Genomic DNA, 21,612 nt, shown 5'->3' on the forward strand with positions numbered 1-21,612 from the left:
GCTGCGCCAGGGGTGGGCTGAAGGCGGACCTCGAGGGCGGCCACCTGCTGCTCCAGGGCTTCCAGCCTGGCTCGCGTACGGTTCAAGACGACCATCTGGCTGTCGAACTCTTCACGGCTGACCAGTTCCAGTTTGCTGAAGGCACTCTGCATCAGGGCCTTGAACTGACCTTCGAGTTCGGCGCGAGGACGGGCCCCCTCACCGTTGAACAGGCGCGACGCCTGGTCGCTGAGGACATCGAGAAAGGCTTTGGGCGCGAGCATGGGGCAACGTTCCGCGGAAGGTGAATAGAGCCTCAGTGTAGCACGAGGCGATGCAGCGCCAGGCGTGCACGCTTTTCGAGCATACCCGGCAGCTGGGGCGCACCGAAGCTGTGCGCACTGATGGCAGATTGCTCATGCAGGAGGTGAAAGCGTATGGCAACTGGCTGTTTTGAAAGGTCTTTGCGAAGTTGGCAAGAAACCTGCAAAACCTTCGTCAGGGCATGCACTGATGCGGCTCTCGAACACCGTACGGAGGCGCATCGGGCCAAGCATGTCTTGTCACCGGGCATGCCGCAGGTGGGCACGAGGATACCGTCGAGGATGCGTTACAAAGCCATGCGCTGCGCTTAGACTGGCCACGGGTTTGTTTTCCTGGGGCAAGTCCACCTAATCGGGAGAGAGTTTCATGAAGCTAGTCACTGCCATCATCAAGCCATTCAAGCTGGACGACGTGCGCGAGTCGCTGTCGGAAATCGGCGTACAGGGCATCACCGTGTCCGAAGTCAAAGGCTTCGGCCGCCAGAAGGGCCACACCGAGCTGTACCGGGGTGCCGAATACGTCGTCGACTTCCTGCCGAAGGTGAAGATCGAGGTGGCCATCGACGACAAGGACCTCGACCGCGTGATCGACGCCATCACCAAGGCGGCCAACACCGGCAAGATCGGTGACGGCAAGATCTTCGTGGTCAATCTGGAACAGGCGATCCGTATCCGTACCGGCGAAACCGGCACCGACGCGATCTGACCTAGCGCCTCACCAAACCCCAACGCCCCAGGAGAAAACAACATGACTCTGCGCACGATCGCAGGGCTAGGCGCCCTATTGTCCCTCGTAATGCCTGGGCTGGCCCTGGCCGAGGACGCCCCCCCTGTTCTGAACTCCGGCGACACCGCCTGGATGCTCACGGCCACGGCCCTGGTGCTGTTCATGACCATCCCGGGGCTGGCGCTGTTCTACGGCGGCATGGTGCGCTCCAAGAACGTGCTGTCGGTGATGATGCAATGCTTCGCCATCACCGGCCTGATGAGCATTCTGTGGATGGTCTACGGCTACAGCCTGGCCTTCGACACCACCGGCATGGAAAAGGGCGTGCTCAACGCCAGCTCCTTCGTCGGTGGACTGTCCAAGGCTTTCCTGGCGGGTGTCACGCCCCAGAGCCTGACCGCCTCGTTCCCCGAGCCGGTGTTCATCACCTTCCAGATGACCTTCGCCATCATCACCCCCGCGCTGATCGTCGGTGCCTTCGCCGAGCGCATGAAGTTCTCGGCGATGCTGGTGTTCATGACCGCCTGGTTCACCCTGGTGTATGCGCCCATCGCACACATGGTCTGGGGCGGCGACGGTGCCCTGATGTGGGACTGGGGCGTCCTCGACTTCGCCGGGGGCACTGTGGTGCACATCAACGCCGGTATCGCCGGCCTGGTGGCTTGCGTGGTCCTGGGCAAGCGCAAGGGTTTCCCGACCACGCCCATGGCGCCGCACAACCTGGGCTACACCCTGATGGGCGCCGCCATGCTGTGGATCGGCTGGTTCGGATTCAACGCAGGCTCCGCCGCCGCCGCCAACGGCACGGCTGGCATGGCCATGCTGGTGACCCAGATCGCCACGGCCGCCGCTGCCCTGAGCTGGATGTTCGCCGAGTGGATCGGCCACGGTAAGCCAAGCGCACTGGGCATCGCGTCCGGGGTGGTGGCCGGGTTGGTGGCGATCACGCCAGCGGCCGGTACGGTCGGCCCGATGGGCGCCCTGGTGATCGGCCTGGTGTCCGGGGTGGTCTGCTACTTCTGTGCCACCCGCCTCAAGCGCGCGCTGGGCTACGACGACTCTCTCGATGCCTTCGGTGTGCACGGCGTGGGCGGTATCGTCGGCGCGATCCTTACCGGCGCGTTCGCAGCCCCCGCGCTGGGCGGTTTCGGCGAGGTGCAGGACATCGCCCTGCAACTGTGGATTCAGACCAAGGGCGTGCTCGTCACCGTGGTCTACACCGCCGTGGTGACCTACGTGATCCTCAAGGTGGTCGATTGGACGATGGGCCTGCGGGTCAGTGAAGAAGACGAGTCGGTCGGTCTCGACCTGGCTCAGCACAACGAGCGTGGCTACAACCTGTAAGCGCACGCAGCGTGTCCATGTGCCCGGCTTGCCCGGGCATTTTTTCGTCTGCGATTCGCCAAGCGAAGGCCGTCGAGGTCGGTCTCGATACGCCTGTCGCGCGCGGCGGAAAACTTACAGCGTGCAGGGCATTTCTGGTGCTTTGCTTTTTCTGCGAGCGCGCTAGAATGCGCGCCAACGCATGTCATGGCGCGTTGCATGACGCCTCCGTTCCCCTGTCGTTTCGGTCGACACGGTACGGGCAGTGGAGGCGAATGCCGGCCCATGACGTCGAGTTTCGTCAACGTCCGCCCTTGCGGCGTTGCACCACGACCGCTTCCTGACGAAGCGGTCGACACGACGAAGGCTTGCCGAACGTCCGTGGAATTTTTGCCTGTGGTCGCCGGTCTACGGCGTCACTGGCTGCAAACTCAATCTGCCTTTCGCATGGCATGGGGAACGACATGAGCGACGATGATCTGGAAAACGATGACCTCGAAGTAGGTGATGACGACGAGGCTGATGAGGCCCTCGAAGCGGCGACCGACGAAGGTGCCGAAGACGCAGGCGAAGACGATAGCCCCGCGCCTGCTGCCAAGGGCAAGGCCAAGGCTGCCGTCTCGGTAGACGACATGCCGAGCCTGGAAGCCAAGCAGAAGGAACGCGATGCCCTGGCCCGCGCCATGGAGGAGTTCCTGTCGCGTGGCGGCCAGATTCAGGAAGTCGAGGCCAACGTGGTCGCCGACCCGCCCAAGAAGCCGGACAACAAGTACGGCAGCCGTCCTATCTGATCGACGCCTTCGGGCCGTCCGTCACCCGTGAAAGCGTGCATTCGCCAGCGCTTTCACGGCAGGCCTTGCATGATCTGAGCAAGCCCCTTTCCTTCTTCGACAGACGCACCAGGCTACTGCCAGCGTGCCAGGATGTCGTCCAGTTGTGACAAGCAGCGTATTTCGGCATCCGGCACCTGCTCGGCTTGCCAGGGCTTGCCCTGCGGGTTGAACCACACGGCCTTGAAACCTGCACGTTGTGCGCCGGCGATATCGTCGCGCGGATGATCGCCCACGTGCACGGCGTTCGCCGCGTGCGCATTGCCCCGTCGCAGTGCCTCCAGAAAGAGCGCCGGATCCGGCTTGCCGATACCCAGGTCCTCGGCGCACAAGGCAAAATCGAAATAATCGGCAAGGCCCAGGCGGCGCACATCGGCATTGCCGTTGGTCACCACGCCCAGCGTGTAGCGCTGGCCCAGGCGCTCGAGCATGGGCTGCACCTGCGGAAAGATCTCCAACTGGTGGCGCGCGTGCAGGAACACTTCGAACGCTTCGTCAGCCAGGGCCTGTGTCTGTGGCTCCGGGTAGTCGAGTGCGCGCAACGCCTGGAACAGCACCTGCCGGCGCAAGGCGCTGATGCGGTGCCTGAGCCCCGGGTCGGCCTGCACCACGCGCTCGCGGACCGCATGCAGGTGCTCGACCGGCAGCTCACCCAGTGCCGGCGCCTGGGCTTTGATCCACTCGCGCAGGACGAGTTCTGCACTGGCGATCACGGGCGGTGTGTCCCACAGGGTATCGTCGAGGTCGAAGGTGATCAGCGTGATGCTCATGAGTCGGTACCCTTGCTGCGTTTGGCCCTGGGGTGGGCGCTGTCGTACACCGCGGCCAGGTGCTGGAAGTCCAGGTGGGTGTAGATCTGCGTGGTGGTGATGTCGGCATGGCCGAGCATCTCCTGCACGGCACGCAGGTCCTGGGAAGACTCCAGCAGGTGGCTGGCGAAAGAATGGCGAAGCATGTGCGGGTGAAGGTGCTGGCCGAGTTCGCGCTCGCCCACGACCTTGACCCGCACCTGGATGGCTCGGGTGCTCAGGCGGCGACCTTGGCGAGTGATGAACACGGCTCCGTCGAGCGGGCCGCCAAGGCCGCGTAGTTTCAGCCAGGCCATGAGTGCATCGCGGGCCTTGCGACCTACGGGCAGGACACGGGCCTTGTTGCCCTTGCCGACGACCTGTACCAAGCCTGCCGGCAGATCGAGGTGATCCAGGTCGAGCCCGGCCAGTTCGGACAATCGCAACCCCGACGAATAGAACAGCTCGAGCATCGCCTGATCGCGGCGGGCGATGAAGTCGTCGTCGACACCGCCGTCGAGCAATTGTTGGGCACGATCGGTGTCGAGCACTTTGGGCAACCGCCGCTCGCCCTTGGGCGGCGACAGGCCGTTGGCCGGGTCGTGCTGGCACAGGCCTTCGCGTATCAGGTAGCGGTAGAAGCCGCGCACCGACGACAGCAGGCGTGCCAGGCTGCGCGCGGATTGGCCCTGATGGTGCTGACGGGCGATGAAGTGCCGCAGCGATTGGATCTGCAGCGCTGGCCAGTTGTCGATCGCCTGTTCCCTGCAGTGCGCCAGGACCTTGAGCAGGTCGCCCCGGTACGCCTGGATCGTGTTGCCCGAGACCTGGCGTTCGTTGCGCAGGTAGGCGCAATAGGCTTCCAGCTGGCGTTCCATCAGCGCACCGGGCGCAGGGACTGCAGCGAGCGCGCCACGACCCGGCCCAGTACATCGGCAATGTGGTTCAGGAACAGCGTGCCCACCGTGCTCTTGTAGTGTTGCGGATCGGGGCTGCCGATGGCCAGGACGCCATGCAGCCCGTTGTGATCGAGCGTCGCTACCGCGCTGGAGCCGACCTGCCGGCGCTGGTTCTCGCCGAACAGGAAGGTCAGCTCGTGATCGCGCAGGTTGCCGCTGACGGCCTTGCCGCTGCTCAACAGGCCGCCGATGGCCTGCTGCGCTTCGCCCAGGCTGGCCCAGCGCCCGACCGAGGCCGGGTGCTCGCTGAACAGGATGAGGCTGACGAAGGGCACCTGGAAGTCCTGGCGCAGGCTGTCCTCGACTGTCATTACCACGTCTTCGAGGTGGCTGGCATCGAGCAGGTCGACGATCAGTCGACGTGTCTTGTCGAACAGCCGGTCGTTGTCACGGGCCACGTCCATCAATTGCGACAGGCGATGACGCATCTCGATGTTGCGCTCGCGCAGCAGCTTCAACTGGCGCTCCACCAGCGACACGCTGTCGCCGCGCTGGTGGGGAATGTGCAGGGTGCCCAGCAGCTCGTCGTGCTCGGCGAAGAAGGTCGGGCGCGCCCGAAGGAAGGCCACCACCGCCTCAGTGTCGAGATCGGAGAGTGCCGTGCTTGAATCCTGGGGCCGATCGCTCATGAACATCCTCGCTTAAAGTCGAACCTGTCCCTCGTAGACCCGAACCGCCGGCCCGGTCATCATGACCGGCTTGCCGGGGCCGGCCCATTCGATGCTCAACCGGCCACCGGGCAGGTCGAGCGACACCGGTGAATCCATCCAGCCCTGGCGAATCGCGGCCACCGCCGCCGCACAGGCACCGGTCCCGCAGGCCTGGGTTTCACCGGCACCACGCTCCCAGACCCGCAACAGCGCCTGATGACGATCGACCACCTGCAGGAAGCCGACGTTCACCCGCTGGGGGAAGCGTGCATGGTGCTCGATCTTCGGCCCCAGGGTATGCACCGGGGCGCCGTGCACGTCCTCGACCCGCAGCACGGCGTGGGGGTTGCCCATCGACAGCGCCGCGATGTCGACCGTCTGGCCGTCCACCTCGAGCGGGTAGCTCAGTGCCTCGGCCGGCGCCTGGAACGGGATGTGGCTCGGGACCAGCCGGGGTGGACCCATGTCGACACGCACCTGCCCATCGTTGCGCACGTCGAGCACGATGATGCCGCCCTTGGTTTCCACGCGAATGCGCTTCTTGGCCGTCAAGCGCTTGTCCAGCACGAAGCGGGCGAAGCAACGGGCGCCATTGCCGCACTGTTCGACTTCGGAGCCGTCGGCGTTGAAGATCCGGTAGCGGAAATCCACCTCCGGGTTGCTCGGCGCCTCGACGATCAGCAACTGGTCGAAGCCGATCCCCGTGTGCCGGTCGCCCCATTGCCGGGCGTGCTTGGGCTGGATGTGCGCGTGCTGGCTGACCAGGTCCAAGACCATGAAATCGTTCCCCAGCCCGTGCATCTTGGTGAAACGCAGCAGCATGGGGTCACTCCGGCAACAGGCTTTCGCCCGCGTACAACTCGGCCACGGTTTCCCGGCGGCGCACTTCATGGGCCTGGTCGGCATCGACCAGGACCTCGGCGCAGCGACCACGGGTGTTGTAGTTGGAACTCATGACGAAGCCATAGGCCCCGGCCGATTCGACCGCCAGCAGATCGCCTTCGGCCAGGTCCAGCGTCCGCGACTTGGCCAGGAAGTCGCCGGTCTCGCAGATCGGCCCGACCACGTCGTAGCTGCGGCCCTCGCCACCTCGTGGCTGCACCGGCTTGACGCCCATCCAGGCCTGGTACAGCGCCGGGCGGATCAGGTCGTTCATCGCCGCGTCGACGATGGCGAAGTCCTTGTGCTCGGTGTGTTTGAGGTACTCGACGCGGGTCAGCAGGACCCCGGCGTTGGCCACGATGTAGCGGCCCGGTTCGAAGACCAGGGCCAGGTCACGGTCGCCGATGCGCTCGCGGACCGCGTTCACATAGTCGGTGATCAACGGCGGCTGTTCGTCGCTATAGCGCACGCCGACACCGCCGCCCAGGTCCAGGTGACGCAGGTGGATGCCGCAGTCGGCCAGGCGATCGACCAACACCAGCAGGCGATCGAGCGCGTCGGTGAAAGGCGCGAGCGTGGTCAGTTGCGAACCGATGTGACAGTCGACCCCGACCAGTTCCAGGTTCGGCAACTGGGCCGCACGCAGGTAGAGCGCCTCGGCATCGTCGATGGCGATGCCGAACTTGTTTTCCTTCAGACCGGTGGAGATGTACGGATGGGTACCGGCATCCACGTCCGGATTGACCCGCAGCGAGACCGGTGCACGCACGCCCAGTTCGGCCGCAACGTCCTGCAGACGCTCGAGTTCGTCGGCCGATTCCACGTTGAAGCAGTGCACGCCGACCTCCAGGGCGCGGCGCATGTCCTGACGCGTCTTGCCGACGCCCGAGAACACCACGCGGTCGGCCCGGCCACCGGCGGCCAGTACACGCTCCAGCTCCCCGCCGGACACGATGTCGAACCCTGCGCCCAGACGGGCCAGCACGTTCAGCACCCCCAGGTTGGAGTTGGCCTTGACCGCGAAGCACACCAGGTGCGAGGTGCCTGCGAGGGCGTCGGTATAGCTGCGGTAGCGCGCTTCGATGTGCGCACGCGAATAGACGTAGGTCGGCGTGCCGAACCGGTCGGCGATGGCCGACAGGCTCACGCCCTCCGCGAACAGCGCGCCGTCGCGGTAGTGGAAAGCGTCCATGGGAAACCCTTATTGGTGCTGATGCTGGTGCGAGGTGTGTGCGTCTTTGCCGTCCTTGCCATCATCTGGCAGGTACAGCGGGCCCTTCTGACCACAGGCAGAGACGAGGCAGGCAACAGCGACCAGCGCCGCGAGGGAGGAAATCAGGCGCTTCATTGGCGAAATCCTTCGAAATAGGCAGTCTTGCGGCCGAGTATACCGAGCGGTCGCCTGCTTGCCTATGCGACGACCGGCGCGCCCGACGGGCCAGCGAGCGGGCCCGACACGGTATTCTTTGCAATCGCGACCCAGCGCTCGTATCGTGCCCGGCTTGCACCGGTACAGCCATTTTCGAGGTTCATGCAATGAGTTTGAGTGAAGCGCGTTTCCACGACCTGGTCGATGCGACCCAGCAGGCCCTGGAAGATCTGTTCGACGAAAGCGGCCTCGACCTGGACATGGAAAATTCGGCAGGTGTGCTCACCATCACGTTCGACAACGGCAGCCAGCTGATCTTCAGTCGCCAGGAGCCTCTGCGCCAGCTGTGGCTGGCCGACCGTTCCGGTGGCTTCCACTTCGATTATGACGAAGAGACCGGCAAGTGGGCGTGCGAGAAGAGCGAAGAGCTGCTGGGCGAGATGCTCGAGCGCATCGTCTGGGAGCGCAGTGGCGAGAAGCTGGACTTCGACGAGATCTGACATGAGTACCGACGCGCGTCCGCCCAAACCGCTCTACGCCAACGTCAGCCCGGCGGTGAAATCGCCCTGCATCGGCACCTGCCGCCTGGACGCCGAGCGCGTCTGCCTGGGCTGCCATCGCCCCGTCGAGCACATTCGCGAATGGCGCTCGGCCGACGACCAGCGCCGGCGTCAGATCCACGACCAGGCGCAGGCTCGCGCCGCATCACTGCATTCCGGCCAGGCTTGAGTATTCGGTAGGCTGTGGTAGGGTCGGACTGTCCGGCCTTGCCGAACACCCGTCGACCCCGTTTCGGGGCGTGTCGTCGTGCCGCTCGCCAGCGAACTGCCTCTCGGCCGTCGCCAGCCCGGCACGGTGATGCAGCCTCGTGCGGGGTTTTGCTTTATTTGCGCGTCAAGAAGGAGCCTGACCCGATCATGAATGCTCGACCCTCACTGACCCTGACTCGGCTGGACGTCCAGCGCCTGGAGCGTCTGCTCGAGACCCTCGACGAAACGACGCCTGGGGTACTGGCCCTGCAGGACGAACTGGACCGCGCCGAGCGGATCGTCGGTGCCGAGCAGGTCCCCGCCGGTGTCGTCACCATGAACTCGCGCGTGCATTGCCGCGAGGAAGCCAGCGGCAAGGACTACCACCTGACCCTCGTCTACCCGCAAGACGCCGGTGCAGACGGCAACGTCTCGATCCTGGCACCGATCGGCAGCGCCTTGCTGGGCCTGTCCGTCGGCGACCAGATCGACTGGCCGGCGCCGGCGGGCAAGATCCTCAAGCTGCGGCTGCTGAGCGTCGACTACCAGCCCGAGGCCGCCGGGCACTTCGATCGCTGAAGGGCGCTGTCACGGGCTCAGCGCGCCGAGCCCACGGTTGAGCGCTGCTTCCAGCGCCTGCTTGTGGCGCAGGTGGCACAACGTCGAGCCAACGCCGTCGTCGAACAGGTCCGACAGATCGAGATCGGTGAGGTAGCACGGGTACCGTTCGGCGCCCCGACGCTGGCTCAGGATCTGCGCGGCGACCACCGCATCGAGCCGGTCACCGTGGTCCAACCGCGAGAACGGCACGTGGTCGCAATACCAGATCACCTCGGTGCCGCCGCTTGGCATGGCACGCAGCAGCGCCTGCACTTCGTAGTAGCACGGATTGTCGCCCGTCGGCGTCGGTTGCGCCTGGACCTGGTACGCCTTGAAGCCTGGATCGGGCAACAGTCGATAGTAGGCCAGGGCCGGTTTGGGCGTGTGCTGCACGTCCAGCCGCAGGCGCGCGGCATGCCGCACCAGCATGGCTTGCAGGAACCGGTGCAGGGGGACCAGCAACTGGCGTTCGTCGCCACACGGCTGACGCTGGTACCAGAGCTGGTTGCGCTCATCCAGCACGTACAGGTCGGCGAACCCTGCCTGCAGTCGATGGAAGACCTGGATACAGTCGGTCCGGGCCTGCGCCAGCAGCGCGCTCACGGCATGCCCGTCCACCCGGCCGAGGCTGTCTGCTGCAGGGCGTAGGCGGCTGTCCGGCCTGCCGGGTGGCGCAGCCGGGCAGGCCTCAATGCGTTCGCCCAGGGCACGACCCTGTTCAGTGCCCAGGCCATGGATCCGCAGGTACGGTCGGCGCGGGCGGCCCGCCAGGCTGGCGGACAGGCGGCGCAGGCCGTGGGCCAGGGCCTCTGCACCCTCGTAGCGGCGGACCAGCACTTCGTTCCAGCTGGTGAGCGTGACCTGGTCGAGCGACAGAAGCGTCCGTTCGGCCGGCTGCATCGTCTCGCTGTGGGGGCGGGGGCCTGCATCGACGTTGGCCAGCAGCAAGGTTCGCTCGGCAACGCTCGGTTGCAGCAGGCGACTGTCGATCACCGTTTCCAGCGGCAATACGAGCGTCTGCCGAATGCGATCGAGCAGACCTGCCACGTAGGTGCCATCGATACCGTTCACGGAGGCGGACAGCACGAGGCGGGTGCGCGGCGTGATCACACCGTTGCAGTGCGCCCAGACCAACAGCTCGACCAGGTGATGGGTCCGATGGATGCGCGTGTCCTGCGCGGTCGGCTCGACGACCTCGACCGTACCGGCGTACAAGCACCAGTGCCAGGTGGCTGGCGTTTGCGTGGTAGGCATTCGTGCCAAGGTGACCACCGCTTCTTCCAGGTTCGAGGCCAAGCCAGAATTGATCACTTCGACCTTGCCCGCGCGCCGTTCGAAGGCGGCGTAGAGACGCCGACCAAGCACACTCAGGCCATGGGAAACTGGCTGATTGGCAGGGTCGTGCAGGGCTGCGAACTGCAAGAGAAAGCGGTAGCTGTGGCTCAGTGCGCTGACCAGGCAACCGCGCTCGGCCAACGCCTGGCGAGCCCTCCAGCGCGCGCGGTCATTCAAGGCCGTCAACTGCTCGGGCCCCCAGCCCCATTCGTCCGACAGGCGCGCGAGCAACTGGCACTGCCAGGCATGCCGTGTCGCGTTCGCCGGCTTTTCGGCCTTCAGGTAGAGGCTGCGCCTGAGCAGTTCAAGGCGCTTCGAATCGCCTCGTTGCCTCAGGTAACGTTCGACACGCCGGTAGATCATGACGTACGGGTCCAGCGCGTCGAGCCCGTCACGGTCGGCGTGGACCGCCTGTTTGAAGTCCACGGCCAGGCAGCGCATGTGTGGGTATTCGCTGGCGTAGACCTCGATGAGCAGCAGCTTGAGAACCGTCTTGTAGGGCGACTCGATGCCTTTGAACAAGTGCCAGAACCCCGCGCCGATGAACTCCTTCCTGGGAATGTGGGCCAGGTGTCCGAGGTCGAGGTGGGCATCGGCCCGGATCAGCCCCTGGGTCAACAGCGCCTGGGTGTAGGCAGGGTACGCCTGCTCGCATGCAGCAGGGACCAGCCACCACAGCGGCGTCTGGCCTGCGAGCCAGATGGCGGTCCGGTAGAACTCGTCGAGGAGCAGGTAGTGCTGGGCTTCGCCGCAGTCTTCGGCGCTCAGTTGGCTGACCCGGCGTCCTTGGGCGAAGCTGCGTGGCTCGATCAGGAAGATGTGCAGTTCGGCGTTCTGCAGGGCTGCCCAGGTCTCCAGGCGCTGGCACTTGGTACGCAGGGCCTGGAGGCTGGCTTGATCGAGGCCGGCGGCATGGCAGACCCAGACGTCCATGTCGCTGCGCGCCGTTTGCGCCAACGTTCCCAGGCTACCGATCAGGTACAGCCCTTCGACGACAGGCGCCTGATCCGGCACGAGCGCGACCTCGGCGAGCGAGCGGGTCAGGCGCAGGAGTTCGGCAAGCTGCTGCGGGGTCGGTCGAAACCCCCAGACGCCTGCACGGAGCGCCTGGGGCACGTAACCTGGCAAGGACGGGTGATTGAGGTGCAGCAGCAGAGGCAGCAGCGTCAACACGCGGCGTTGAGAAGGCTCCAGCCCTTCCAGCGCACGCCCCAACCGTCCTCGATTGAGCTGCATGAAGCGTGCATGCAGCACGCCAGGCAAGGCAGGGTCGATAGGGTCGGACGAGTCGATGGGGGGAGGCGGAGGGGTCATTGCGCACTCGAAGCAGGCAGCAGCGGCGCGATTTTAACCTGAGTCGAGCGGCCGTCTCAGAAAAAGTCGATGAATTGACGCCAATTTTTCGTCATCCGTCGTCTGCCAGGGGCGTCGCACACCGCCTGGCGGTCGACGCCTGCACGCACAAGGGTGGACAGCCAGGCGGTGGTTTAGTGCGGCCTCAAGCCTGTATGAATGTGCGGCTCAGGCGGCCTCGGCGATTTCCAGGATGGTCAGCAACTGCTGGGCATGCTCGGCCGCATCGTGTCCCAGGCTGGTCAGGTAACCCCCGTCGGGCTGACTGGTCAGTTGTTTGTCATGCAGGCGGCGTGCGGCCTCGATCAAGCGGGGTGAGGCGTTGCTGTGGACCTTGAGGCCCTCCTGGCTGCTGTCCAGGTTGAACAGCGCGAGGACTTCCAGTTCGGCGATCAATTCGGGTGTGAAAGACATGACGACTCCTGACTTCCAGAGAGGACGGAGGCACCGTCGCCGGTGCCCGAGCCAGAAGTGTAGTCAGGCTTTTCAGGCGTTGCCTTGATCGGCCTCAGGGGGCAGTTCAGGCAGTGCGCGCAAGGCGTTTTCGTACCAGACATTGTCAAAAGCGCGGTCTTGTTCGAGCATGGTGTCGATCTCGATCGCCAGCACGTGCGCCATCAGGTTGAGAATGTCCTCGCGTTCGTAGCCCACCAGGCTCAGCTTGTTGTACGTCGCTTTCGCCGCAGGCGGTTCGCCGCTCTCGATCTGGTTCTCGACGGCCTGGGTCAGGGTCGCCTCGACAAAGGCTTCTTCTTCGTCGTTGTAGTCGACGTCGTTGGACTCGCTCATGGCTCTGCTCCTGTGGATGAGCCGGCAGTGTGCCACGGGCCCGAGGGCGGCGCGAACCTGTACGCCCTCGGGCACTAGCCACGCACGGCGAGACAGGGCTATAACGGCTGGGCCATTTCTTACGGCCCGGAGACTGTTTTCATGCTCAAGCTTCATGGATTTCCCGTCAGCAACTACTACAACATGGTCAAGCTGGCGCTGCTGGAAAAAGGCCTGCCTTTCGAAGAAGTGCAGTTGATCCCTGGGAAAACCCCGGAAACGCTGAAGGTCAGCCCACGTGGCAAGGTCCCGATCCTGGAGACCGAACAGGGCTACCTGAGCGAAACCAGCGTGATCCTCGAATACCTGGAGCAAAGCCAGGCAGGCACACCGCTGTTGCCGACCGATGCGTTCGAGCGGGCGAAAGTCCGTGAGCTGATGAAGGAAATCGAGCTCTACATTGAGCTCCCGGCGCGCACGTGCTACGCCCAGAGCTTCTTCGGGCAGTCGGTCGAGCCGTGGGTCAAGGAAAAGGCCCGCACCGATCTGCTGGCCGGTTTCGCCACCCTCAAGCGCAGTGGGCGCTTCGCGCCTTATGTGGCAGGTGAGCAGCTGACCCTGGCGGACATCATGTTCTGCTTCTCGGTCGACCTGGCGGCCCAGGTCGGCAAGAAGGTCCTGGACGTCGACCTGTTGGCCGACGTGCCGGAAGCTGCCGAACTGCTGGAGCATCTGCACCAGGGGCCACACATCGCACGGATCAATGCCGACAAGGCGCAGATGATGCCGACCTTCCTCGAGATGATGCGCAACAAGCGTCCTTCCTGATGAAAAAAGCCCCGGACCGCATGCCGGGCCGGGGCCTTTCGATCACCTGAACGCCGGACTCAGCGCGTGGCCAGCAGCGCGTGGCCACGGGCGACGGCTGCGCGGACCTGGTCCGGTGCCGTACCGCCGATGTGATTACGGGCGTTGACCGAGCCTTCGAGGGTCAAGACGGCGAACACGTCCTGCTCGATCTGGTCGCTGAACTGACGCAGCTCATCCAGCTCCATTTCCGCCAGGTCCTTGTTGCAGTCGACCCCGTACTTGACCGCATGGCCGACGATTTCGTGGCAATCGCGGAACGGCAGGCCACGGCGCACCAGGTAATCGGCCAGGTCGGTCGCCGTGGAGAAACCACGCAGCGCCGCTTCGCGCATCACCTCACGGCACGGCTTGATCGCCGGCACCATGTCGGCGAAGGCCCGCAGGGAATCGCGCAGCGTGTCGGCAGCGTCGAACAGCGGCTCCTTGTCTTCCTGGTTGTCCTTGTTGTAGGCCAGCGGCTGGCCCTTCATCAGCGTCAGCAGTCCGGTCAGGGCGCCGAACACGCGACCGCTCTTGCCGCGCACCAGCTCCGGCACGTCGGGGTTCTTCTTCTGCGGCATGATCGAGCTGCCCGTGCAGAAGCGATCCGGCAGGTGGATGAAGTGGAACTGGGCGCTGGTCCACAGCACCAGTTCTTCGGAGAAGCGCGACAGGTGCATCATCGCGATGCTGGCCGCGGCACAGAATTCGATGGCGAAATCGCGATCCGACACGCCGTCGAGCGAGTTGCCACCGACGGTCTCGAATCCGAGCAGCGTGCAGGTCAGCTCGCGGTCCACCGGGTAGGTGGTACCGGCCAGGGCGGCGCTGCCCAGCGGCATGCGGTTGGTGCGCTTGCGGCAGTCCACCAGGCGCTCGTAGTCGCGCGACAGCATCTCGAACCAGGCCAGCAGGTGGTGGCCGAAGGTCACTGGCTGCGCGGTCTGCAGGTGGGTGAAGCCCGGCATGATGGTGGCGGCTTCGCGCTCGGCCTGCTCCAGCAGGCCTTTCTGCAGGCGGGTGATCTCGCTCAGGATCAGGTCGATCTCGTCGCGCAGCCAGAGGCGGATGTCGGTGGCGACCTGGTCGTTGCGGCTACGGCCGGTGTGCAGTTTCTTGCCGGTGATGCCGATGCGGTCGGTCAGGCGCGCTTCGATGTTCATGTGCACGTCTTCGAGGTCGACACGCCAGTCGAAACGGCCAGCTTCGATCTCGGCCTGGATGGTCTTCAGGCCGTCGATGATGGCGTCGCGCTCGTGCTCGTCGATCACACCGACCTGGGCCAGCATGGTGGCATGGGCAATCGAGCCCATGATGTCGTGACGGTACAGGCGCTTGTCGAAGTCGACCGAGGCGGTGAAGCGGGCGACGAAGGCGTCGACGGGCTCGCTGAAGCGGCCGCCCCAGGACTGGTTGGTCTTGTCGGTGCTCATGGATTCACTCGTAGCTGGCGTGATCTGAAAAAGTGGCGTCGATCATAACAGGGTTGTGCCTTGCCTCGCAGGGCGCAGGCACCGGACCGAGCGTGCGAACGTGCCTGGAAACCTCTCGGACGATCAACGATTGAACGGCAACGCGGCAAGGACCGTCTACAGTTGGACAGAGGGTTGGCGGCAGGTACCGCGACCCAGTGAATCTTTGGCCATCGCATCGGTCTGAGCGTGGACCACGGTGTCGGGCGATCCGCACCTCGGCACGCCTGTCCACCTGCGAGACTCATTCAGGAATCCAGCACTATATGAATGTCCTGATCGTTGATGACGAAACCCAATCCCGCGACCGCCTGAGCCGCTTGCTCGGCGAGCTGGAGGGGTACACCGTGCTGGAGCCTGGCGCCACCAACGGCGAAGAGGCCTTGGCCCTGATCGAAAGCCTCAAGCCCGATGTCGTGCTGCTGGACGTCGCCATGCCGGGCCTCGATGGCCTGCAGGTGGCCGCGCGCCTGTGCGAGCGCGAAGCGCCGCCGGCCGTGGTGTTCTGCACCGAGGGCGAGGACACCGCGCATCAGCCGTTCGAAGACAGCGCGCTCAGCCACGTGGCCAAGCCGGTGCAGCCGCAGGCGCTGCGCGATGCCCTGCGCAAGGCCGAGCGGCCCAACCGGACGCAGCTGGCGGCGCTCACGCGACCTGCCAACGAAAGCGGCGGCGGCCCCCGAAGCCACATCAGCGCACGCACCCGCAAAGGGATCGAGCTGATCCCACTGGGCCAGGTGGTCTACTTCATCGCCGACCACAAGTACGTGACCTTGCGCCATGAAGGCGGGGAAGTGCTGCTCGACGAGCCGCTCAAGGCCCTGGAGGATGAATTCGGCGACCGCTTCGTGCGTATCCATCGCAACGCGCTGGTGTCGCGCGAACGCATCGAACGCTTGCAGCGCACGCCGCTCGGGCATTTCCAGCTGTTTCTCAAGGGTCTCGACGGCGATGCGCTGACCGTCAGCCGGCGCCACGTGGCCGGCGTGCGCAAGATGATGCAGACGCTCCAGGTTTGATGCATCAGCGGCCGGTCACCTTCGCGAGAAACGCGCAGGGCTGACCGGCGTTCGCTGGCGAGGCGGGCAGAGCTGTTATCATCGGGGGCATTTCTCTCGTTCGGGGCGTTTCATGTCCACTCGCGAAATCCGCATCGCCACTCGCAAGAGTGCCCTGGCCCTCTGGCAGGCCGAGTACGTCAAGGCTCGTCTGGAGGCCGCTCACCCGGGCTTGCTCGTCTCGCTGGTCCCCATGGTCAGCCGGGGTGACAAGCTGCTCGACTCGCCGCTGTCGAAGATCGGCGGCAAGGGTCTGTTCGTCAAGGAACTGGAAACCGCGCTGCTCGAAGGGCAAGCCGACATTGCCGTGCATTCGATGAAGGATGTGCCGATGGACTTCCCGGAAGGCTTGGGCCTGTACTGCATCTGCGAGCGGGAAGATCCGCGCGATGCCTTCGTCTCCAACCGCTTCGCCAGCCTGGACGAACTGCCCCTGGGCAGCGTGGTCGGCACCTCCAGCCTGCGCCGGCAGACCCAGCTGCTGTCGCACCGGCCCGATCTGGAGATCCGCTTCCTGCGCGGCAACGTCAACACGCGCCTGGCCAAGCTTGACGCGGGCGACTACGACGCGATCATTCTTGCGGCCGCCGGGCTGATCCGCCTGGGCTTCGAGTCGCGCATCACCGCCAGTCTCGACGTCACCTACAGCCTGCCGGCAGGTGGGCAGGGCGCCGTGGGCATCGAATGCCGCAGCGCCGACAGCCACATCCAGGCCTTGCTGTCGCCACTGCATCACCTGGAAACGGCTGACCGTGTGATGGCCGAGCGGGCGCTCAACAAGCGCCTCAATGGTGGCTGTCAGGTACCGATCGCCAGTTATGCCGTGCTCGAAGGGGATCAGCTCTGGCTGCGTGCCATGGTCGGTCAGCCGGACGGCGGGGCCCTGCTGCGGGCCGAGGCCCGTGGCCCCAGGACCGCCGCCGACCTGCTGGGCGTCCAGGTCGCCGACGACCTGCTCGACCAGGGCGCCGACGTCATTCTCACGGCGGTCTATGGCGAGGCCGGGCAGCCGTGAACGGCTGGCGCCTGCTGCTGACCCGGCCCACCGAGGAGTGTGCCGACCTGGCACGGGCCTTGGCCGAGACTGGTATCGTCAGCCGCAGCCTGCCGTTGCTACACATCGAGCCCTTGCCGCTTGGCGCTGCCCAGCACGGAACCTTGCAGGCCCTGGACACCTACCAGGCGATCATCGTGGTCAGCAAGCCGGCGGCACGCCTGCTGCTGGCCGCCACGTCCCCTGAGAAGCTGGCCGGCCTTCGCGCGGCCTGGTTCACGGTTGGCGCGGCGACGGCAGGTGTGCTGGCTCGCCAGGACCTCGCCGCCCGCTTCCCCGAGCAGGGCGACGACAGCGAGGCGCTGCTCGCGCTGCCTGCTCTGACCGAGGCCCTCGACGGCCCGGCACCGCGTGTGCTGATCGTGCGTGGCGAGGGAGGTCGCGAACGGCTGGCCGAGTGTCTTGCCGAGCAAGGCGTCAGGGTCGATTATCTGGAACTGTATCGCCGCTGCCTGCCGGACTATCCGGAGGGCGCGCTGGCCCGTCTGGTCGACGGGGAACGCCTCAATGGCCTGGTGGTCAGCAGTGGTCAGGGCTTCGAACATTTGTACCGCCTGGCCGGTGAGGCATGGCCTCGTCTGGCGCAGCTGACGCTGTTCACGCCCAGCCCCCGGGTGGCCGATCAGGCCCGGGCGGTGGGTGCACAGCACGTTGTGGATTGCCGTGGCGCCAGCGCCGCGGCCTTGATGGCAGCCGTGCAGCGATGCGCTGAACCTGCCTCTTAGGCGCCCTGCGCGAGCAGCGTGCCCCAATGCAAAGGATGGATACGTGAGCGAAACTGTCTTGCCCAACACTGAACCGTCACCGGTGCCCAAGACGCCGGACACTCAACCGGCCGCCGCGCCACGCCGCTCGGGTCCGGGCAACGGCCTGGCCATCCTGGCCCTGTTGCTCGGCGCGGCAGGCGTCGCGGCCGGTGGCTGGGGCGTCTGGCAAGTGCGTCAGATCCAGACCCACGAGCAGGGCCAGGGTCAGCACCTGCAAGCCCTCAACGAGCGCACTGCCAGCCTGCAGCAGCGCGAGCAACAGATCACGGCACAGTTGCAAAGCCTGCCAGCGGCCAGCGAGCTGGAAGATCGTCGCCGGCTGGTCACGCAGCTGCAAGGCGATCAGCAGCGGCTCAGCCAGCGTCTGGAAACCGTGCTGGGCGCCAGCCGCAAGGACTGGCGCCTGGCCGAGGCCGAGCACCTGCTGCGTCTGGCCACGCTGCGTCTGTCGGCCTTGCAGGACATCGACAGCGCCAAGGCCCTGGTCGAAGGGGCCGATGAAATCCTGCGCGAGCAGAGCGATCCAGGCTCGTTCGCTGCCCGCGAGCAACTGACTCGCAGCCTAGCCGTGCTCAACAGCACCCAGCAGCCCGACCGCACCGGCCTGTTCCTCAAACTGGCCGCCCAGCGTGACCTGGTGCAACAGCTCAGCGCCCAGTCGCCTGATTTCACCAGCGACGCCAACGCCATGGGCGCCGTGACTGCCGACGGCGATGTCGCCAGTCGTTGGTCGCGCTGGTGGGCTGAAATGTCGAAGTACTTCCAGATGGAATTCGGCGCCGACAAGCACGTTCGGCCTCTGCTGGCCGGGCAGTCGCTCAATCAGTTGCGTCTGGCCCTGAGCCTGACCCTCGAGCAGGCGCAGTGGGCAGCGCTCAACGGCGAGGCCAAGGTCTATGCCCAGGCCCTGGACGAGGCCCGCAGCGTGCTGCTGGCCAATTTCAATGCCGACAATCCGCAGAGCAAGGCCATGCTCGACAGCCTCGACGCGCTGGCCGAAGAGCCCGTCGCCGTGGAGGTGCCTGATCTGAGCGCCAGCCTGACGGCCGTGCAGGCCTACATCGCGCGTCGCCACCTGCCAGCCGACAACGCGGAGGCCAAGCCATGAAGCGGGCTTACCTGCTGGTGGTCATCGCCATCGCGGTAGCGGCGGCCTTGGGCATCGCCATCGCCAAGCACAGTGGCTACGTGTTGATCGCCTACGGCGGTTTCCGCTACCAGTCCAGCCTCTGGGCCACGCTGGGACTGCTGCTCGCAGCGTTCCTGCTCGCGGCACTGGTGCGTTACCTGATCGGTCTGGTGCTGGTGTCCAGCGGGGTGGTCAACCCATGGTCGCGTCGCAACCGCAGCCGTCGTACCCAGGTGGCGATCAAGCAAGGTCAGCTCGACCTCGCCGAGGGCCGCTGGGCCAGCGCGCAGCGCCATCTGCACCGGGCCGCCGAAGCCGAACGCTACCCGCTGTTCTACTACCTGGGCGCGGCGCGTGCCGCCAACGAGCAAGGCCGCTACGACGAGCGCGACACCCTGCTCGAGCGTGCGCTGGACCGCCAACCCCAGGCCGAGCTGGCGGTCGCCTTGAGCCACGCACAGTTGCAAATGGACCAGGGCCAGGACGATCAGGCGCTGGAAACGCTCGACGCCATGTACGCACGGTACCCCGACAACGCACAGGTGCTCAGGCTGCTGCAGCGCCTGCACATGCGCCGCGGTGACTGGTCCGCCGTGATCCGGCTGTTGCCCGATCTGCGGAAGGGGAAAGTCCTGCCTGCTGCCGAACTGGCTGAGCTCGAACAACGTGCCTGGGGGCAGAACCTGTCGCTGACGCATGGGGGCGATGCCGACGTTCAGGCCGTGCGCCAATCGCTGGAGCGCGCCTGGGAGCAGCTCACGGCCGCCCAGCGCCAGGAGCCGCGACTGGTGCTGGCCTATGCCGAGCAGCTGCGCCAGGCAGGCGCGCAGAAAGAGGCCGAGCATGTGCTGCGCACCACGCTCAAGCGTCAGTACGAAAGCCCGCTGGCGCGTCTGTATGGCCTGGTGCGTGGCGAGGATCCGGCGCGTCAGTTGCACTTCGCCGAAGGCCTGCTCAAGGCCCACCCCAGCGACCCGAGCCTGTTGCTGACGCTGGGGCGGCTCTGCTTGCAGCAGCGCCTGTGGGGCAAGGCCCGGGACTACCTGGAGAGCAGCCTGCGTTTCCAGCGCAACCCGGAGACCTGTGCCGAGCTGGCGCGGCTGTTGGCCAGCCTGGGTGAAACGGCGCGCAGCAACCAGCTGTTCGAGGAAGGCCTGAGCCTGCTCGACGAACGTCTGCTGGCGTTGCCTTTGCCCGAGGGTAAGCGTACCTGATGTCACCGCCGAACCCGTGTGCTGACACGGGTTCGGCTGGGAAGGCAGTTTTTCCAGCGGTCGTGAGGAACATCCAAAACAAGTTCTAGGAAGTTTCCCACAAAAGTTAAGTAACTTTCCCCTCGCATCAGCGACGTATCCTGCCTGTAGTGCCTTGAAACAACCCCGGCACATCCTCTAACGTTCCCGTCCCACCATCGATTCACAGGGCTTGGAACATGTCGCAGCTTCGTTTGCATTCCCTGTATTTCCCGGCGCTGCTCGGCTGCCTCGCCGTGCTGGCGCTCAGTCTCTACCTCGAAACCAGCGCCGGGCTCACGCCCTGTGCCCTGTGTTTCGCCCAACGTTGGCTGGTAGGCGCCTTCGCTCTCGTCTGTCTGGGGATGATCCTGCACGCACCGGGGCCCAGGGGTGTGCGGGTCTACACCGGGTTGGCGCTGCTCCTGGCGGGCAGCGGGGTCGCGCTGGCGGCACGGCATGTCTGGTTGCAGGTGAGGATCAGCGAGGGGGGCTGCGATCGCGAATACGGGCTCGACCCGGAGAGCTGGGCAGCGCTGCATCATGCGGTCAAGGCACTGATCCTCGGCGAACCGGCGTGCTCGTCCATTCGTTGGAGTTTTCTGGACCTCACGTTGCCGGAATGGAGCCTGCTGGCGTTCGTACTGCTGGCGCTGGTGCCGCTGTCAGGTCTCATCGGCCACCTGTTGCCGCCCCCTGCACACCTGGTCGAACGCGAACCGGCCGCCCCCTCGCTCGACCAGCGGTGATCTGTCGCTGCGCCAAAGACTTGTGTGAACGAGTGCCCTTGCGTACCTTGAAGCGCAGTCGATGCGGAATACGCTTTTCGCACGTCTACCTCTACAACAACGGCTCGATGCCAGCCTGCGGATGACACCTTTCGTACCGCCACCCACGCGCTACCAGGTGCGGGGGCATCGCCCAGAAGGGAAGATCTCGTCATGCTCGATAGTTGCCAAAATGCCCAGGAACGCTGGGGTGGCGTCAACCAACTGATCGACCGGTGGCTCAAGGAGCGCGAGGAGCTGGTCCGAGCGTTCGGCAGCCTGCGCGATGCCCGCAGCGCCTTCGCCGACAAGCGTCAGCACGAACGCTTCTGCGAAATTCTCGTAGACTACGTGTCCGCCTGGCACTTCGAAGTCTGCGAGCAACTGGTCACCGAGGCCAAGTCGTTCGGCGACCAGAAGGCCCTGGGCCTGGCCGAGCAGCTCAATCCACGCATCAACGAAATCACCGAGATCGCGTTGGCGTTCAACGATCACTGCGTCAAGGCCACCTGCAGCGATGCCGAACGATTCGCACGCAAGCTGCGCGAGCTGGGCAGCCTGCTGCACGAACGCTTCGAACTGGAAGACTGCCTGATCGAAGTCCTGCACAACACGCACCGCGAGCAGGACGCCGTCGAAGCCTGAGGCG

At 65.4% G+C, this 21,612-nt stretch carries 23 protein-coding genes and 2 pseudogenes; 14 read left to right on the forward strand and 11 right to left on the reverse strand.

All coding sequences use genetic code 11. The features are described from left to right. Window positions 1-14: 14 nt before the first annotated feature. Window positions 15-263 (reverse strand): annotated as a pseudogene (locus G7007_RS08985) (accessory factor UbiK family protein); the annotation flags it as partial. A gap of 406 nt (window positions 264-669) precedes the next feature. Between G7007_RS08985 and glnK the strand changes: the two are divergent. From glnK to sutA, 3 genes are all read left to right on the forward strand, one after another. Continuing rightward, window positions 670-1,008 carry a P-II family nitrogen regulator gene (gene glnK / locus G7007_RS08990; protein ID WP_060392075.1) on the forward strand — a complete coding sequence of 113 codons (339 nt, stop codon included), beginning with the start codon at window positions 670-672 and terminating at the stop codon, window positions 1,006-1,008. A 42-nt stretch (window positions 1,009-1,050) separates the two neighbouring features. Beyond that, window positions 1,051-2,373: an ammonium transporter gene (locus G7007_RS08995; RefSeq protein WP_181100947.1), complete on the forward strand. Its 1,323-nt coding sequence runs from the start codon at window positions 1,051-1,053 to the stop codon at window positions 2,371-2,373. Window positions 2,374-2,816: 443 nt separating this feature from the next. Beyond that, on the forward strand, window positions 2,817-3,143 hold the full coding sequence (sutA, locus tag G7007_RS09000) for a transcriptional regulator SutA (RefSeq protein ID WP_181100948.1): 327 nt from the start codon (window positions 2,817-2,819) through the stop codon (window positions 3,141-3,143). 113 nt (window positions 3,144-3,256) lie between these two features. Here sutA and G7007_RS09005 read toward each other — a convergent pair whose 3' ends face one another. From G7007_RS09005 to lptM, 6 genes and pseudogenes are all read right to left on the reverse strand, one after another. Next, a complete protein-coding gene (locus G7007_RS09005) occupies window positions 3,257-3,952 on the reverse strand; it encodes an HAD family hydrolase (protein WP_181100951.1) in 696 nt (231 codons plus the stop codon). After that, entirely contained in the window at window positions 3,949-4,848 is a 900-nt protein-coding gene (gene xerC / locus G7007_RS09010; protein ID WP_181100953.1) for a tyrosine recombinase XerC, read from the reverse strand. The genes G7007_RS09005 and xerC overlap by 4 nt, the downstream gene beginning before the upstream one ends. Further along, a complete protein-coding gene (locus G7007_RS09015) occupies window positions 4,848-5,558 on the reverse strand; it encodes a DUF484 family protein (protein WP_181100955.1) in 711 nt (236 codons plus the stop codon). Before G7007_RS09015 ends, xerC begins: the two co-directional genes overlap by 1 nt. A gap of 12 nt (window positions 5,559-5,570) precedes the next feature. After that, window positions 5,571-6,401, reverse strand: coding sequence for a diaminopimelate epimerase (dapF, locus tag G7007_RS09020; RefSeq protein WP_181100957.1), 831 nt, complete (start codon window positions 6,399-6,401; stop codon window positions 5,571-5,573). Window positions 6,402-6,405: 4 nt separating this feature from the next. After that, complete coding sequence (lysA, locus tag G7007_RS09025) at window positions 6,406-7,653, reverse strand: diaminopimelate decarboxylase (protein ID WP_181100959.1); 1,248 nt, start codon at window positions 7,651-7,653, stop codon at window positions 6,406-6,408. Window positions 7,654-7,668: 15 nt separating this feature from the next. Next, window positions 7,669-7,809: pseudogene (gene lptM / locus G7007_RS09030) on the reverse strand (LPS translocon maturation chaperone LptM); the annotation flags it as partial. 188 nt (window positions 7,810-7,997) lie between these two features. Here lptM and cyaY point away from each other — a divergent pair. The 3 genes from cyaY (at window position 7,998) to rnk (ending at window position 9,158) form a co-directional block, all read left to right on the forward strand. Continuing rightward, entirely contained in the window at window positions 7,998-8,330 is a 333-nt protein-coding gene (gene cyaY / locus G7007_RS09035) for an iron donor protein CyaY (RefSeq protein WP_181100961.1), read from the forward strand. 1 nt (window position 8,331) lies between these two features. Beyond that, window positions 8,332-8,559: a DUF1289 domain-containing protein gene (locus tag G7007_RS09040; protein WP_181100963.1), complete on the forward strand. Its 228-nt coding sequence runs from the start codon at window positions 8,332-8,334 to the stop codon at window positions 8,557-8,559. Window positions 8,560-8,747: 188 nt separating this feature from the next. Beyond that, the gene (rnk, locus tag G7007_RS09045; protein WP_181100965.1) at window positions 8,748-9,158 is read left to right on the forward strand and encodes a nucleoside diphosphate kinase regulator; all 411 of its coding nucleotides are present in this window, start codon (window positions 8,748-8,750) and stop codon (window positions 9,156-9,158) included. A gap of 9 nt (window positions 9,159-9,167) precedes the next feature. Here the strand turns inward: rnk and G7007_RS09050 are convergent, their stop codons facing one another. From G7007_RS09050 to G7007_RS09060, 3 genes are all read right to left on the reverse strand, one after another. Continuing rightward, on the reverse strand, window positions 9,168-11,828 hold the full coding sequence (locus G7007_RS09050; RefSeq protein ID WP_181100967.1) for a class I adenylate cyclase: 2,661 nt from the start codon (window positions 11,826-11,828) through the stop codon (window positions 9,168-9,170). A gap of 207 nt (window positions 11,829-12,035) precedes the next feature. Continuing rightward, entirely contained in the window at window positions 12,036-12,281 is a 246-nt protein-coding gene (locus tag G7007_RS09055) for a TIGR02647 family protein (RefSeq protein WP_181100969.1), read from the reverse strand. A 72-nt stretch (window positions 12,282-12,353) separates the two neighbouring features. Beyond that, window positions 12,354-12,656 (reverse strand): hypothetical protein, encoded by a 303-nt coding sequence (locus G7007_RS09060; RefSeq protein WP_060392087.1) that lies wholly within the window; start codon window positions 12,654-12,656, stop codon window positions 12,354-12,356. A gap of 141 nt (window positions 12,657-12,797) precedes the next feature. Here G7007_RS09060 and G7007_RS09065 point away from each other — a divergent pair, with 141 nt between their 5' ends. Beyond that, window positions 12,798-13,463 carry a glutathione S-transferase family protein gene (locus tag G7007_RS09065; RefSeq protein WP_181100971.1) on the forward strand — a complete coding sequence of 222 codons (666 nt, stop codon included), beginning with the start codon at window positions 12,798-12,800 and terminating at the stop codon, window positions 13,461-13,463. 59 nt (window positions 13,464-13,522) lie between these two features. Here G7007_RS09065 and argH read toward each other — a convergent pair whose 3' ends face one another. Further along, the gene (argH, locus tag G7007_RS09070) at window positions 13,523-14,917 is read right to left on the reverse strand and encodes an argininosuccinate lyase (RefSeq protein WP_181100973.1); all 1,395 of its coding nucleotides are present in this window, start codon (window positions 14,915-14,917) and stop codon (window positions 13,523-13,525) included. 305 nt (window positions 14,918-15,222) lie between these two features. Here argH and G7007_RS09075 point away from each other — a divergent pair, with 305 nt between their 5' ends. The 7 genes from G7007_RS09075 to rsd all read left to right on the forward strand — a co-directional run bounded on the left by G7007_RS09075 (window position 15,223) and on the right by rsd (window position 21,608). After that, window positions 15,223-15,975, forward strand: a complete 753-nt coding sequence (locus G7007_RS09075) for a LytR/AlgR family response regulator transcription factor (RefSeq protein WP_181100975.1) — start codon at window positions 15,223-15,225, stop codon at window positions 15,973-15,975. Between the two features lie 112 nt (window positions 15,976-16,087). After that, a complete protein-coding gene (gene hemC / locus G7007_RS09080; RefSeq protein ID WP_181100977.1) occupies window positions 16,088-17,029 on the forward strand; it encodes a hydroxymethylbilane synthase in 942 nt (313 codons plus the stop codon). Continuing rightward, complete coding sequence (locus G7007_RS09085) at window positions 17,026-17,793, forward strand: uroporphyrinogen-III synthase (RefSeq protein WP_181100978.1); 768 nt, start codon at window positions 17,026-17,028, stop codon at window positions 17,791-17,793. The genes hemC and G7007_RS09085 overlap by 4 nt, the downstream gene beginning before the upstream one ends. An 82-nt stretch (window positions 17,794-17,875) precedes the next feature. Further along, window positions 17,876-18,943 (forward strand): uroporphyrinogen-III C-methyltransferase, encoded by a 1,068-nt coding sequence (locus G7007_RS09090; RefSeq protein WP_308852289.1) that lies wholly within the window; start codon window positions 17,876-17,878, stop codon window positions 18,941-18,943. Then, window positions 18,940-20,178, forward strand: coding sequence for a heme biosynthesis HemY N-terminal domain-containing protein (locus G7007_RS09095; RefSeq protein ID WP_181100982.1), 1,239 nt, complete (start codon window positions 18,940-18,942; stop codon window positions 20,176-20,178). The genes G7007_RS09090 and G7007_RS09095 overlap by 4 nt, the downstream gene beginning before the upstream one ends. Window positions 20,179-20,396: 218 nt before the next feature. Further along, window positions 20,397-20,945: a disulfide bond formation protein B gene (locus tag G7007_RS09100; protein ID WP_181100984.1), complete on the forward strand. Its 549-nt coding sequence runs from the start codon at window positions 20,397-20,399 to the stop codon at window positions 20,943-20,945. A gap of 192 nt (window positions 20,946-21,137) precedes the next feature. Then, on the forward strand, window positions 21,138-21,608 hold the full coding sequence (rsd, locus tag G7007_RS09105; RefSeq protein WP_181100986.1) for a sigma D regulator: 471 nt from the start codon (window positions 21,138-21,140) through the stop codon (window positions 21,606-21,608). Window positions 21,609-21,612: the final 4 nt, after the last annotated feature.

The organism is Pseudomonas entomophila (genome assembly GCF_013523125.1).
GTDB classification, from domain to species: domain Bacteria; phylum Pseudomonadota; class Gammaproteobacteria; order Pseudomonadales; family Pseudomonadaceae; genus Aquipseudomonas; species Aquipseudomonas entomophila_B.